This is a genomic window from Cupriavidus sp. a3 (assembly GCF_051015765.1).
Lineage (GTDB): Bacteria > Pseudomonadota > Gammaproteobacteria > Burkholderiales > Burkholderiaceae > Cupriavidus > Cupriavidus oxalaticus_A.
In genome coordinates this window covers 353,206-367,303 of the sequence record NZ_CP170644.1, presented here as the reverse complement: position 1 = coordinate 367,303, position 14,098 = coordinate 353,206, and the positions used below count along the sequence as shown (strand labels likewise).

Sequence of the window (14,098 nt, the reverse complement as noted above, 5' to 3'; positions counted from 1 at the left end):
AGCCGACTTGGACAGCGGGGGAACGGAGGAGACATGCAGAACCTGGGAATACGGATGAAGCTCGGCGCGGCGTTCGGCGCCATGTGGGCACTGGCGGCGGTCGGCATCGCGATCGCACTGCCGCGCATGCAGGGCGCCGCCGACGGCAACGCGCGCAACCTGCTGGTGGCGCTTGGCGTGGCCGGATTGGGCGTGGCGGTGGCGGCCACCTGGGCCCTGGCGCGCAGCATCGAGGCGCCGCTGGCCGAAGCGGTCTACATCGCCGAGACAGTGGCCGCCGGCGACCTGAGCCAGGACTTCGAGACCGAGCGCGGCGGCGAATTCGGCCGGCTGCTGGGCGGGCTGGGCGAGATGGAAGACATGCTCACCGACCTGGTGACGCGCATCAAGGCCGCCACCGATTCCATCGGCGCGGCCTCGCACCAGATCGCCGCCGGCAATACCGACCTGTCGCAGCGCACCGAGGAACAGGCCGCCTCGCTGCAGCAGACCGCGGCCAGCATGGGCGAGCTGACGGCGATGGTGCGCCAGAACACCGAACGCGCACGCGCGGCCAACGGCCTCGCGGAAGCCGCATCCGGCATCGCCGAGCGCGGCGGCGAGGTGGTCGGCCACGTGGTCCAGACCATGTCGGCGATCAGCGCCAGTTCGCGCAAGGTCACCGACATCATCGAAGTGATCGAAGGCATTGCCTTCCAGACCAACATCCTCGCGCTAAACGCCGCGGTGGAAGCCGCGCGCGCCGGCGAGCAGGGCCGCGGCTTCGCCGTGGTGGCGGGCGAGGTGCGCACGCTGGCGCAACGCAGCGCCGCGGCGGCCAAGGAGATCAAGCAGCTGATCGACGCCTCGGTGCAGCAGGTGGACAGCGGCTCGGCGCTGGTCGGGCAGGCGGGCGAGACCATGCATGAAATCGTGCAGTCAGTCAGCCGCGTCACGGCGCTGCTGGGCGAGATCACCGTGGCGTCGGAACAGCAGAGCGCGGGGATCGCGCAGGTGAATGAAGCGGTGGCGCAGATGGACAGCGTGACGCAGCAGAACGCCGCACTGGTGGAGCAGGCGGCCAGTGCTTCGAGTGCGCTGGCGGGGCAGGCTACGGAGTTGCAGCAGGTGGTGGGGGAGTTCAAGCTGGAGGCTTGAGCGGGGCTGCGACAACGCATCCCTACCGATGGTTTGCTCCCCTCTCCCACTTCGCGGGAGAGGGGAGCCTTCGCCAGCGGTGGAGGCTTGCGTATTAGCGCGCCGGCGCACCACCGCACTTGATGGCGAGGCAGCGCTCGCGCGCCCACGCCCTACACTGCAGCAACCACCCCCGCCGGCAGCACAGCCCGCACCGCCGCTGCAAAGCGCCCCACGATATTGTCGATATCCTGCTCCGTACTGATAAACGGCGGCGCAAACAACACGTGGTCGCCACGCACGCCGTCCACCGTGCCACCCATCGGATAGACCAGCAACCCGTTCTGCATCGCCGCAGACTTGAGTCGCGCATGCGTCTTCAGCGCGGGATCGAGCGTCGCCTTGCTGTCGCGGTCCGCGACAAACTCCACGCCGACAAATAGCCCGCGTCCGCGCACGTCGCCCAGGTTGGGATGGTCGCCCAGTGCTTCGCGCAGCCGCGCGCGCAATTGCTCGCCGCGGGCCAGCACATTGGCCAGCAGCCTGTCTTCGGCAATCGTGCGCTGCACCGCCAGCGCCGCTGCACAGGCAGTGGCATGCCCGATGTAGGTATGGCCGTGCTGGAAGAAGCCGCTGCCGCCGACGATGGCGTCATAGATGCGGCGCGTCGACAGCATCGCCCCGATCGGCTGGTAGCCGGCCCCGAGGCCCTTGGCAATGGTGACGATATCCGGCACCACGCCATCCTCTTCGCACGCGAACAGGTGGCCGGTGCGGCCCATGCCGGACATCACTTCGTCCAGGATCAGCAGCACGCCGTACTTGTCGCACACGGCGCGGATGCGCTTCAGGTAGTCGCCCACCGGCGGCACCGCGCCGGCGGTGGCGCCGACCACCGTCTCGGCGACGAAAGCGGCGACGGTGTCCGGCCCCAGTTCCAGGATCTTCGCTTCGAGCTCGTCGGCGAGCCGCTGTGCGTACTGCGCGTCGGTCTCGCCAGCCTGCTGGTCGCGATAGGCGTAGCACGGCGAGACGTGATGCGCCGGCACCAGCAGCGGCAAGAACGGCTCGCGCCGCCAGGCATTGCCGCCGATCGCCAGCGCGCCGAGCGTGTTGCCGTGGTAGCTCTGACGGCGCGCGATGAAATGGCGGCGGCCCGGTTGGCCCACCTCGACGAAATACTGGCGCGCCAGCTTCAGCGCCGATTCCACGGCTTCGGAGCCGCCCGAGACGAAATACACATGGTCGAGATCTCCGGGCGCGGCGTGCGCCAGCGTTTCGGCCAGCGTTTCCGACACCTCGGTGGTGAAGAACGAGGTATGCGCGTAGGCAATGGTGTCGAGCTGCGACTTGATCGCCTCGATCACACGCGGGTGCGCGTGCCCGAGGCACGATACGGCGGCGCCGCCGGAGGCATCGAGGTAGCGCTTGCCTTCGCTGTCGATCAGTTCGATCCCCTGCCCGGCAACGGCGACGGGCAGTTTCTGACGCGGATTGCGATGGAATACGTGGGTCATGATGGCGTGGTGGTGGCAATGGCCGGACGCTACGGCTGCGCGGCACGGGCGACACGCATCGTGGCGCGGTGCGAAACAGTATAAGGACTTGGCGGGGATTTGCGCAACATTTGTTGCATTTACGATTTCCCATGCAATCAAGACGTTTTCACCGAAAAGTACGCCGGCATCACCCGAAAGCCACCCGGTGCGAAACGATTGTTTCACCACAGCGCGTAGCGTCGCACCTGACGGATGCCCCTCAACGCCTGCTCTTCGCCGCTTTCGGCCCCTCCGTGCCACCCTCCCCCTCTGCCAACGCCTCCACCAACGCGGCCTTGACGCGCTTCTGCTCGGTCACGTCCTGCGACGCGCCCACCATGGTCAGCGCATTGCCGTGCTCGTCCAGCGTGACCTCGCCTTCCTCGTGGATGTCGCGGAGGCTGCCGTCGGGCAGCGTGATGCGGTAGTCCACGCGGTACGGCGCCTTGTCGACGGTGGCCGCGCGGATGGCGGCCTGCACGCGCGGGCGATCCTCCTCGACGATCGAGGCCAGGTAGCGGTCCATCGTCACCTTGAACGCCTGCGGCGCCCACCCGAAGATGCGATAGGCCTCGTCGGTCCAGGCGCAGTCGTCGGTCTGGATGTTCCAGTACCAGCCGCCCAGGTGCGCGATCTCCTGCGCCTTGGCCAGCAGCGCCTCGTTCTGGCGCAGCGCGGCCTCGGCGCGGCGGCGTTCGGTGATGTCCAGGCTGACGCCGATCATCTTCACCGGGCGCTGGTCGAAATCGCGCACCAGCGTGGCCCGCGACGAGATCCAGCGCGTGGTGCCCTCGTGCACCACGCGGAATTCCCACTCGTGCATTTCCTGCGCGCCCAGCGTGCGCGCCAGCACTTCCTTGAGCCGCGCCACGTCGGCCGGATGCACGCAGGCCCAGAAGTCGTCCATGTTGCGGATATGCCGGCCGAACAGCGTGACGTCGTTGGATGAGTACGTCAGGCCGTCGGTCAGCACGTTCCATTCCCACGTGACGATGCCCGAGACCTCCTGCGCGAACTTCATACGCGCCTCGCTTTCCATGATCTCGGCCAGGTGCTTCTGGCGCAGTTCCTTGATGTGCGGATCGGACGCGCTGCTTGCCTCCAGGTCGGCGATGGCCTGCTCGCCATATCGCAGCCACAGCCAGTTCACGCCCAGGAAGCGCGCCAGCGCCAGCAGGCGCTCATATTCGATCTCGCCGCCGCGGGTCCACTTGTGTACCGCCGATGGCGAGACCGACAGGGCCTCGGCCACCTGCTTGAGCATGATCCTTTTGCCCTCCAGCACGCCTTTCAGGCGGGTGGCAAAAGTGTCTTCGGTCATGGCATCCCCTCTACTTTTTTTCAACCGATGGTGAATTGAGTAACTCGAACCTTACACCATCGGGGTAAATCGCGTGACTTGATAGCTTGGATCAATTGTGTATGTGTTATCGATCGCTTTTACCATATTGCGCCGCTCCCGCTCTCGTCACTAGACTTCATTCCACATCACTGGTGGTAATTTAATTTACTTTCAGTGAATCGACAAGTCACCGCACAGACCGAGACAAACGAGGAGACACCCCCATGCAAGAGACCACCGCCGCCGCCTGCAGCACCACCCCGCTGGCCTACACGCTGCCGGCCCACTACTACACCTCGCCGGAGATCTTCGAGCACGAAAAGAAGACGATCTTCGCGCGCAGCTGGGTCTGCGTGATGCACAAGAGCCAGGTCGCCGAGAACAACCAGTACGCCACCGCCAAGGTGGCGGGCGAGAACGTGTTCGTGGTGCGCGGCCGCGACGGCGTGCTGCGCGCGTTCTACAACGTGTGCCCGCACCGCGCGCACGAGCTGTTCGCCGATGGCGCCGGCAAGGCAAAGAACGTGATCACCTGCCCGTACCACGCGTGGTCGTTCGGCCTGGACGGCAAGCTGATCCATGTGCGCAACGCCGAAAACGTGCCGGGCTTCTGCAAGGACAACGCCGGGCTGACGCCGGTGCGCGTGGAAGAGTTCTGCGGCCTGATTTTCGTCAACCTGGACATGGATGCGAAGCCGCTGTCGGAACTGGCCGCCGGCCTGAACGACGAGATCCGCGCGCGCTGCCCTGACGTCGACAAGCTGGTACCGGCGCACAAGCTCACCTACGAAATGAAGGCCAACTGGAAGGTGGTGGTCGACAACTACCTGGAGTGCCTGCACTGCCAGACCGCGCACCCGGCGCTGGTCGAGTCGATCAGGATGGAGACCTACAAGCACGAAGTGCGCGGCCTCTACACCAGCCAGGTCGGACAGACCCGCTCCGGCAGCGACGCCTTCACGTATGACAGCGATGCGCCCAATACCGACTTCGCCGCGTACTGGCTGTGGCCCAACGTCACGCTGAACGTGCTGCCGGGCGACGGCAACTATGGCGTGTTCTACATGTTCCCGGTGGATGCCGACACCACCATCCAGCACTTCGAGTTCTACTTCCGCGACAGCACGCCCACGGCCGAGCAGGAACAGCTGATCGAGTACTACAAGAACGTGCTCAAGCCGGAAGACCTCAGCATCGTCGAATCGGTGCAGCGCGGCCTGAAGTCGCGCGGCTACCGCAACGGGCAAGGTCCGCTGCTGGTCACCGACGACAAGACCTCCGCCATCGGCGAGCACGGCGTGCAGCACTTCCAGCAGATGGTGCTCGACGCGCTGGCCGCCTGAACCAACAAGATAACGAGGAACCGCAGCAATGATCCAGACCCAGCTCTATATCGACGGCCAGTGGCAGTCGCCCGTCGACCACGGCACGCGCGCCATCGTGAGCCCGGCCGACGAATCCGTGATCGCCCAGGCCGCCGAAGCCACCCGCGCCGACGCGCGCCTGGCCATCGCAGCTGCGCGCAAGGCCTTCGACGGCCCGTGGCGCCAGACGACGATCCGTGACCGCGCCAGACTGCTGAACAAGATCGCCGGATTGATCGACCGCGATGCCGAGAAGCTCGCCCACCTGGAGTCGCTCAACACCGGCAAGACGCTGGCCGAGAGCCGCACCGACATGGGCGATATCGCCGCCACCTTCCGCTACTTTGCCGGGCTGGTGGCGTCGGAATCGGGCGCCGTCAACGAAGCGCCGCACCACGTCATCAGCCGCACGCTGCGCGAGCCGGTCGGCGTGTGCGGCCTGATCACGCCGTGGAACTACCCGCTGCTGCAGGCCGCATGGAAGATCGCGCCGGCGCTGGGTGCGGGCAACACCGTGGTGATCAAGCCCAGCAACCTGACGCCGCTGACCACGCACCACTTCACGCAGCTGGTGGCCGAGCTGGACCTGCCGCCAGGCGTGTTCAACCTGGTGACCGGCGGCGCCGAAGTCGGGGCCGAACTGGCCGAGAGCCTGGATGTGGACCTGGTGTCCTTCACCGGCGGCGCCTTTGCCGGCGAGAGCATCATGAAGGCCGCCACCGGCAACTTCAAGCGCATCGGTCTGGAGCTGGGCGGCAAGAACCCCAACATCGTCTTTGCCGATGCCGACCTGGATGCCGCGGTGGACTACGCGCTCAACGCCGCGTTCTTCCACGCCGGCCAGGTCTGCTCCGCCGGCTCGCGCCTGATGATCGAGGACAGCATCTATGATGCATTCATCAGCCGGCTGGCCGAACGCCTGCCGCGCATCGTGATCGGCAACGGCTTTCATGGCGAAACGCAAATGGGCCCGGTGCAGTCGGCGCAACAGCACGAGAAGATCCTTGGCATGGTGCAGGCCGGCATTGCGGAAGGCGCGCGCCTGGTCCACGGCGGCAAGCGGCCGGCCGGCGACGTGTACAAGAAGGGCTACTGGCTGGAGCCGACGCTGCTGGCCGACGTGACGGCAGACATGAAGATTGCGAAGGAGGAGATTTTTGGGCCGGTGATCACGGCCGAGCGTTTCCGCTCCGAAGAAGAAGCACTGCGTGCCGCCAACGACACGCCGTACGGCCTGGCCGCCGCGGTCTGGACCCGCGACCTGGACAAGGCCAACCGCATGTCGCGCGCGCTGCGCTTCGGCACGGTGTGGGTCAACGACTACCACCCGTACTTCCCGGAAGCGCCGTGGGGCGGCTACAAGGCGAGCGGCATCGGCCGCGAGCTGGCCCGCATCGGCCTGGACGAGTACACCGAGCTCAAGCACAGCTATATCAACCTGGCCCCCAAGGCGATGGGCTGGTTTGGCGCCTGAGCGCAGCTGACTTCGCAATCGCGTGCGCGGCGGTACCGTCCCCGGGCTGCCACGCACGGCGTCAAGCACACAAGGAGATTGCACCATGCAGGCAATCCAAGAGTACGACTACATCATCGTCGGCGCAGGTTCCGCGGGCTGCGTGCTGGCGGCGCGGCTGACCGAGGACGCCGGTGTCTCGGTGCTGCTGCTGGAAGCCGGCGGCCCAGACTGGCGCCTGGACTGGCGCACGCAGATGCCTGCGGCGCTGGCGTATCCGCTGCAGGGCACCACCTATAACTGGGCCTATGTGACCGAGCCCGAGCCGCACATGAACAACCGCCGCATGACGCAGGGCCGCGGCAAGGGACTGGGCGGGTCGTCGCTGATCAACGGCATGGTCTATATCCGCGGCAACGCGATGGACTATGACGGCTGGGCGGAGAACCGGTCGCTGGAGGACTGGAGCTACGCCGACTGCCTGCCCTACTTCCGCAAGGCCGAGACCTACGACAAGGGCGCCAACGACTACCACGGCGGCAACGGCCCGCTGCATGTGACCACCCCGAAGGCGAACATCAGCCCGCTGTTCGACGCCTTTATCAAGGCCGGCGAGCAGGCTGGCTATGGCAAGACCGACGACCTGAACGGCTACAGGCAGGAAGGCTTCGGTCCGATGGACCGCACCACCACCGCGCGCGGCCGCCGCTGCAGCACGTCGCTGGCCTACCTCGACCAGGCGAAGGACCGGCCCAACCTGACCGTGCACACCCGTGCGCTCGCGGACCGCGTCCTGTTCTCCGGGCAGCGCGCCATCGGCGTGTCATACATCCAGGGCGATCACGTGCGTGAAGCGCGCGCGCGCCGCGAAGTGATCGTCAGCAATGGCGCGGTGGCCTCGCCGCAACTGCTGCTGCGCTCCGGCGTGGGCAATGCCGATGAGCTGCGCGCGTTCGGCATCGATCCCGTCGCGGACCTGAAAGGCGTCGGCGAAAACCTGCAGGACCACCTGGAGATGTACCTGCAGTACGAATGCATTAAGCCCGTGTCGCTGTACCCCGCGCTGAAGTGGTGGAACAAGCCGGCCATCGGCATCGAGTGGTACCTGCGCGGCACGGGCATCGCGTCGTCGAACCACTTCGAAGCGGGCGGCTTTATCCGCAGCAGCGACGAGTTTGCGTGGCCCAACCTGCAGTACCACTTCATCCCGCTGGCGATGAACTACGACGGCAGCAACCCGGTGCAGTCGCACGGCTTCCAGTGCCATGTGGGCTCGATGCGCTCGCCCAGCACCGGCTTCGTCAAGCTGGCCAGCCGCGACCCGCGCGTCAAGCCGCGCCTGCTGTTCAACTACATGGCGCATGACGTGGACTGGCGCGAGTTCCGCGCCGCGGTGCGCCTGACGCGCGAGATCATCGGCCAGCAGGCGATGGGCCAGTTCCGCGGCCGCGAGATCAAGCCCGGCATGATGATACAGAGCGATGCCGAGATCGATGCCTTCGTACGCGAGCATGCCGAGACCGCCCTGCACCCGTCGTGCACGTGCAAGATGGGCGACGCGTCCGACCCGATGGCCGTGGTCGACAACCAGGGCCGCGTGCATGGCCTGTCTGGCCTGCGCGTGGTCGATGCCTCGATCATGCCGAGGATCGTCACCGGCAACCTGAACGCGCCCACGATCATGATGGCCGAGAAGCTGGCCGACGTGATCCGCGGTCGCGCCCCGCTGCAGCGCTCGACGGCGCCTTACTACAAGGCGGCGCCGGCGCGCAGGCAGGCGAGTGCGGAGCGAGCGCAGCCACCCACCGCGCGCGTCCCCGTGCCGATGCCTGCCTGACCCGAGCGGCGCGACTCGCGGGCCTACCGCCCGAACCCCAGACTGCGGCACATGTGCTGCCGGGACCAAGGTCCCGGTGGGCAGCGTGCGCCCGGTCGGACGCGTCGCGCCTCCCACACCACCAAAAGCCGGCGACCCATCAACAAACCCAGACCGGCTGCAAGGAGGAGACAACTTCCATGCTGCGCAAATGCTTTCCCGCAAGACGGGCCCTGCAAGGCGCCCTGCCCCTGTTGCTGTGCCAGGCGCTGCCGGCGCTGGCTCAAGCCGACGGCGACACCACGCTGGCGGTCGCGCCGGTGCCGCAGGTCACCGCGACCGTGCCGCCGGCAGAAGCCGCTGCGGTAGCGTCGCCGTGGAGCGCCAACATGACGCTGACCTCGCAGTACGTCTCGCGCGGCTTCCGCCAGACCTGGGGCAAGCCTGCCGTACAGGGCGGCATCGACTACGCCCATCCGAGCGGCTTTTCCGCGGGCACCTGGATGTCGAGCATCAGCGACAAGTTCATCGAGGGCGGCACGGTCGAATGGGACTTGTATGCCGGCTACACCGGCACAGTCGGCGACTTCGTCTACGCCGGACAGGTTTACTACTACCTGTATCCGGGCGCGAAACTGCAGTACGCACAGACCAGATACAACTATGGCGAGGCAGTCGCCTCGCTGACCTACAAGTGGTTCAACGTCAAGTACTGGCTGACCTATACGCCCGACTACTTCGGCTATAACAGCGCCTCGCTGTTGACCGGCAACAACCTGCACAGCCGCGGCTCGGGCTACCTCGACATCAACGGCACCTTCGACCTCGGCCACGGCGTTTCGCTACTGCTGCACTACGGTCAGGAGCGCGTGCGCAATTTTGCCGCCTACAGCTTCCGCGACGTGCGCGTCGCGGTTTCCAAGGCGTTCGAAGGCGGCTGGACCCTGACGGGCGCCTACACCCGCGGCTGGGGCCGCACCAACGTCTACGACAACTACACCACCGGCGCGCTGGATTCCTCCGGCAACCCGGCGGTGTCCAACCCGCTGAAAAGCACGTTCCTGGTCTCGCTGACCAAGACGTTCTGACGGCATTCACCAACCGCTGTACCACTGCCTTACGAAGCACACCACCATGGCCTCCCTGGGTCTTACCGATGCGACCGGACTTGTCGGCGTAGCCGCCTACGTCGCCGCGCACTTTGCCGTGCAGGTCCTGCACAAATCCCCGACCGGCCGGCTGGCGGTCGTCCTCAACGTGATCGGGCCGAGCTGCATCCTGATCTCGCTGACCGGCGCCTTCAACCTGGCCTCGTTCCTGACCCAGTGCTTCTGGCTGGGGCTGACGCTGTTGGGATGGTGGCGCAACCGGCGGACCGGGCGCGCGGTGGTTGAAACGTTGGGTGGCCCGCGTCCGGGGCAGCCCGTGCAGCAGTAACCCACGGCGCGGCCGGTGCCGATTGCAACGCGATACAAAACTTCCGTTGCCATGGCACAGCGCCGTTCCTATACTCATTCGAAACACCATTAGTGCTGTAATTTACTTTTGGTGAATTGATAAGACACCGGAAGTCGCGAGACCTGCATTCGGGGATCGCGGCAACCCCGGGATGACAACAGGAGACAAGGATGAGAAACGCCCCCAAAATTCCCGCCACAGATTCCCGACCGTCGTAACGACCGGCAGGCAGTACCCAAGTACCTACCCACCGCAGACGGCAGACCGTGACGGAGCTAGCGCTCCAGACAAACGGCACCGGGAAGCAAGGAGACATTTCGTGTATTCGCAAAAAGACGTGCTGTCGATCGGCGCGCAGGCGCCGCTCGCCCCTGCGCAGCAACAGACCCAGCCAACCCAATCCCATGAACTGCAGCGCACCCTGACCTGGAAGGACGCCTTCTGGGTCACCAGCGGCGTGCCCGCCGGCGTGCTCTTCACCATCGGCGGCGTGTCCGCCACCATCGGCAACCCGGCGTGGGTGATCTGGATCCTGGCCATCCTGATCGGCTTTGCGCAGTGCTTCGTCTACGCCGAGATCTCGGGCCTGTATCCGCACAAGTCGGGCGGCGCCTCGGTGTACGGCGCGCTCGGCTGGGTGCGCTACAGCAAGTTCGTCGCGCCGGTCTCGGTGTGGTGCAACTGGGTGGCGTGGTCGCCGATGCTGGCGCTGGGCACCAGCCTGGCCGCCGGCTACATGCTGAGCGCGCTGTTCCCGCCCGATTCGGTCATCAACACGTGGCAGCTGACGCTGGTCGACCTGGGCTTCGTCAGCAAAGGCCTGACGCTGCGGGTGAACTCCACCTTCCTGCTGGCGACGGCATTCCTGCTGATCACCTTCAAGCTGCAGCACAGCGGCGCCTCGGCCGCGGCTACCACGCAGCGCATCCTGGGCATCGCTTCGCTGACGCCGCTGGTGGTGATCGCGCTGGTGCCGCTGTTCACCGGCGACATGCCCTCGACCAACTTCCTGCCGCTGCTGCCGCTGACGCATGACGCCACCGGCGCCGCGGTGCTGGGCGGCTGGAACGCGGCCGGCATCAGCACGGCGATGGGCGCGATGTTCCTGGCCTGCTGGTCGACCTTCGGCTTCGAGACCGCGGTCTGCTACACCCGCGAGTTCAAGGACCCGCAGAAGGACACCTTCAAGGCGATCTTCTGGTCCGGCGTGCTGTGCCTGTTCATGTTCATCGCGGTGCCGATCGCCTTCCAGGGCTCGCTCGGGCTGCAGGGCATGCTGGCGCCCGACATCGTCGACGGCTCCGGCGTGGGCGCGGCAATGGCCAAGTTCGTCGGCGGCGGCGCGGTGGTGTTCAACGTGATCGTGGTGATGCTGGTGCTGGCGATCCTGCTGATCGTGATGACCTCGATGATGGGTTCGTCGCGCACGCTGTACCAGGCCTCGCTCGACGGCTGGCTGCCGCGCTACCTTTCGCACGTCAACGAGCACGGCTCCCCGACGCGCGCGATGTGGACGGACCTGCTGTTCAACCTGTTCCTGCTGCTGATGTCGAACTACATGGCGGTGCTGTCGATCAGCAATGTCTGCTACATGATCTTCGTGTTCCTGAACCTGCAGGCCGGCTGGATCCACCGCATGGACCGCGCGGACTGGGCCCGCCCGTACAAGTGCAAGAACTGGCTGCTGGCACTGGGCGCGTTCTGCGGCTTCTTCGACCTGGCTTTTGTCGGCGCCGGCGCCAACTTCCAGGGCGAGAACACGCTGCGCAATGGCCTGATCGCCGCGCTGCTGATCGTGCCGGTCTTCGTCTACCGCCACTACGTCCAGGACAAGGGCCAGTTCCCCGAGTCGATGCGCCGCGACATGGAACTGCCGCATGCGCGTGCCGGCAAGCTGCCCTACGTGGCGCTGATCGCCGGCGCGGCGGTGGTGTGGATCGCCGCGCGGCTGACCGTGATCTCCTGATCTGGCGAGGCAGGCGGCGCCTGGCTCGCCTGCCCTCTCTCTTCCCGACATTCCCTGCATTCCGAGGTATTGCCATGACTGACACGCTCCGCGTACGCGTCGGCCGCGTCGAGCCGCTGGCCGCCGGCATCAAGCGCTTCACCCTGCAACCCTGCGACGGCGGCGCGCTGCCCGCTTTCTCCAGCGGCAGCCACGTCGTGGTCCATATGGACAGCGGCCGGCTGCGCAACGCTTACTCGCTGACCAGCGCGCTGGACAACCCGGCCCACTACCAGATCGCAGTGCGGCTGGAAGAAGCCTCGCGCGGCGGCTCGCGCTACATGCATGAGCAGGTGCAAGAGGGTGATGAACTGCACATCGGCGCGCCGGGCAACCTGTTCGGCCTGGACCACGGCGCCGGCCGCCACCTGCTGATCGCCGGCGGCATCGGCATCACGCCGTTCATGACGCATATCCAGGCGCTGCGGGCGCGCCACGCCGCGTTCGAGCTGCACTACTGCTTCCGCAACGCGCAGTCCGCGGCGTTCCTCGACGTACTGCCGGCCACGCTGCAGCCGGGCCAGTTGCACCTGTACGAGAGCGATACCGGCACCATGCTCGACATCGCCGCGCTGCTCGCCGCGCAGCCCGCCGATACCCATGTCTATGTGTGCGGCCCCGGCCCGCTGAACGATGCCGTGGTCAACGCCGCGCGCGCCGCCGGCTGGGATGCCGGCCGTATCCACTTCGAGCAGTTCCGCAACGAGGTCGACACCACCGGCGGCGCCTTCGAGGCCGTGCTGCAAAAGAGCGGGCTGACGCTGCAGGTGGGCGCAGAGGAATCGCTGCTGCGCGCGATCGAGAAAGCCGGCGTCCAGGTGGATTGCATGTGCCGCGAGGGAATCTGCGGCTCGTGCGAAACCGCGATCCTGGAGGGCGAAGCGGACCATCGTGACCAGTACCTGTCCGATGCGGAGAAGACGGCGCAGAAGACGATGATGCTGTGCGTGTCGCGGTGCAAGGGGCAGCGGCTGGTACTGGATCTCTGATCGCCATTCGCAACTTTTTGGTTGCATTTCCCTCCCCGGTCTCCTAACATGCAACCACACCGTTGCATATCAACCCCCCGAACCAGGAGACCGGACATGCCCTCAGAAACCGACCGCATCGAGCGCAGCATCCTGATAGAAGCCCCCGTGGCGCGCGTGTGGCACGCGCTGGCCGATGCCGATACCTTCGGCAGCTGGTTCGGCGTCAAGTTCGACGGCGCCACCTTCACGCCCGGCCGGCGCGCCATCGGCAGCATCACCCACCCCGGCTACGAGTACCTGAGATTCGATGTGCAGGTGGAACGCATCGAGCCCGAAAGGCTGCTGTCCTGGCGCTGGCACCCCGCTCCGGTGGAACGCGGGCGCGACTATTCCGGCGAACCCAGCACGCTGGTGGAATTCACCCTGCGCGAAGTCGACGGCGGCACCATGCTGACGGTGGTCGAGTCTGGCTTCGACCAGATCCCGCCCGAACGACGCATGGAAGCGTTCCGCCTCAACAGCGGCGGCTGGGACGCACAGATGAACAATGTCCGCAAGCATGTCACCGGCGCCTGAAGCGCTGGATCTGAAACAGTCGGCCGCGGTCTTTGCCGCGCTGGGCGACGAGACCCGGCTGCGGCTGGTGGCGGCGCTGTGCGCGGGCGGCGCGATGTCGATCGCGCAGCTGACCGCCGGCAGCGCGATGACGCGGCAGGCGGTGACCAAGCACCTGCAGGTGTTGTCGCAGGCCGGGCTGGTGCGCGACAGCAAGGCCGGGCGCGAGCGGCTGTGGATGTTCGAGCCCGGGCAGGTCGAGGCGGCGCGGCACTCGCTGGAGGCGATTGGAAGGCAGTGGGAGTTTGCGCTGGGCAAGCTGAAGCTGGCGGTAGAGACGAATCACTAGCCAAACCGACGTCTCGCACGTCACCTGTTTGCTCCCCTACCCCGCAAGCGGGAGAGGGAGCACACATTTGTAGACGACACCGCAACATGTAATCCCCCGCGCACCCCGCTATACTGGGAAGCCCCCCGCCT

12 protein-coding genes are annotated in these 14,098 nt (G+C 66.4%); 10 read left to right on the top strand and 2 right to left on the bottom strand.

Annotated elements, in window-relative coordinates; translation table 11 throughout:
• The first annotated feature begins 33 nt into the window (after positions 1–33).
• Complete coding sequence (locus ACAD63_RS23680; protein WP_434034436.1) at positions 34–1,137, top strand: methyl-accepting chemotaxis protein; 1,104 nt, start codon at positions 34–36, stop codon at positions 1,135–1,137.
• Between the two features lie 152 nt (positions 1,138–1,289).
• On the opposite strand, the gene ACAD63_RS23675 is transcribed toward ACAD63_RS23680, so the two are convergent.
• Positions 1,290–2,633, bottom strand: a complete 1,344-nt coding sequence (locus ACAD63_RS23675; protein WP_434034435.1) for an aspartate aminotransferase family protein — start codon at positions 2,631–2,633, stop codon at positions 1,290–1,292.
• A gap of 241 nt (positions 2,634–2,874) precedes the next feature.
• The gene (locus tag ACAD63_RS23670) at positions 2,875–3,975 is read right to left on the bottom strand and encodes a helix-turn-helix domain-containing protein (protein WP_240745835.1); all 1,101 of its coding nucleotides are present in this window, start codon (positions 3,973–3,975) and stop codon (positions 2,875–2,877) included.
• Between the two features lie 245 nt (positions 3,976–4,220).
• Here ACAD63_RS23670 and ACAD63_RS23665 point away from each other — a divergent pair, with 245 nt between their 5' ends.
• The 9 genes from ACAD63_RS23665 to ACAD63_RS23625 all read left to right on the top strand — a co-directional run bounded on the left by ACAD63_RS23665 (position 4,221) and on the right by ACAD63_RS23625 (position 13,967).
• Entirely contained in the window at positions 4,221–5,339 is a 1,119-nt protein-coding gene (locus tag ACAD63_RS23665; RefSeq protein WP_135703138.1) for an aromatic ring-hydroxylating oxygenase subunit alpha, read from the top strand.
• A 28-nt stretch (positions 5,340–5,367) separates the two neighbouring features.
• Positions 5,368–6,834 carry an aldehyde dehydrogenase family protein gene (locus tag ACAD63_RS23660; protein ID WP_135703139.1) on the top strand — a complete coding sequence of 489 codons (1,467 nt, stop codon included), beginning with the start codon at positions 5,368–5,370 and terminating at the stop codon, positions 6,832–6,834.
• Between the two features lie 85 nt (positions 6,835–6,919).
• On the top strand, positions 6,920–8,650 hold the full coding sequence (gene betA, locus ACAD63_RS23655) for a choline dehydrogenase (RefSeq protein WP_434034434.1): 1,731 nt from the start codon (positions 6,920–6,922) through the stop codon (positions 8,648–8,650).
• Between the two features lie 179 nt (positions 8,651–8,829).
• Entirely contained in the window at positions 8,830–9,717 is an 888-nt protein-coding gene (locus ACAD63_RS23650) for a TorF family putative porin (RefSeq protein ID WP_135703140.1), read from the top strand.
• A gap of 46 nt (positions 9,718–9,763) precedes the next feature.
• Positions 9,764–10,066: a CBU_0592 family membrane protein gene (locus ACAD63_RS23645; RefSeq protein WP_133095838.1), complete on the top strand. Its 303-nt coding sequence runs from the start codon at positions 9,764–9,766 to the stop codon at positions 10,064–10,066.
• Between the two features lie 367 nt (positions 10,067–10,433).
• Positions 10,434–12,053, top strand: coding sequence for an APC family permease (locus ACAD63_RS23640; RefSeq protein ID WP_371704656.1), 1,620 nt, complete (start codon positions 10,434–10,436; stop codon positions 12,051–12,053).
• A 74-nt stretch (positions 12,054–12,127) separates the two neighbouring features.
• Entirely contained in the window at positions 12,128–13,081 is a 954-nt protein-coding gene (locus tag ACAD63_RS23635) for a PDR/VanB family oxidoreductase (RefSeq protein ID WP_133095840.1), read from the top strand.
• A gap of 96 nt (positions 13,082–13,177) precedes the next feature.
• Positions 13,178–13,639, top strand: coding sequence for an SRPBCC family protein (locus ACAD63_RS23630; protein ID WP_133095841.1), 462 nt, complete (start codon positions 13,178–13,180; stop codon positions 13,637–13,639).
• On the top strand, positions 13,623–13,967 hold the full coding sequence (locus ACAD63_RS23625; protein WP_434034433.1) for an ArsR/SmtB family transcription factor: 345 nt from the start codon (positions 13,623–13,625) through the stop codon (positions 13,965–13,967). The genes ACAD63_RS23630 and ACAD63_RS23625 overlap by 17 nt, the downstream gene beginning before the upstream one ends.
• Positions 13,968–14,098: the final 131 nt, after the last annotated feature.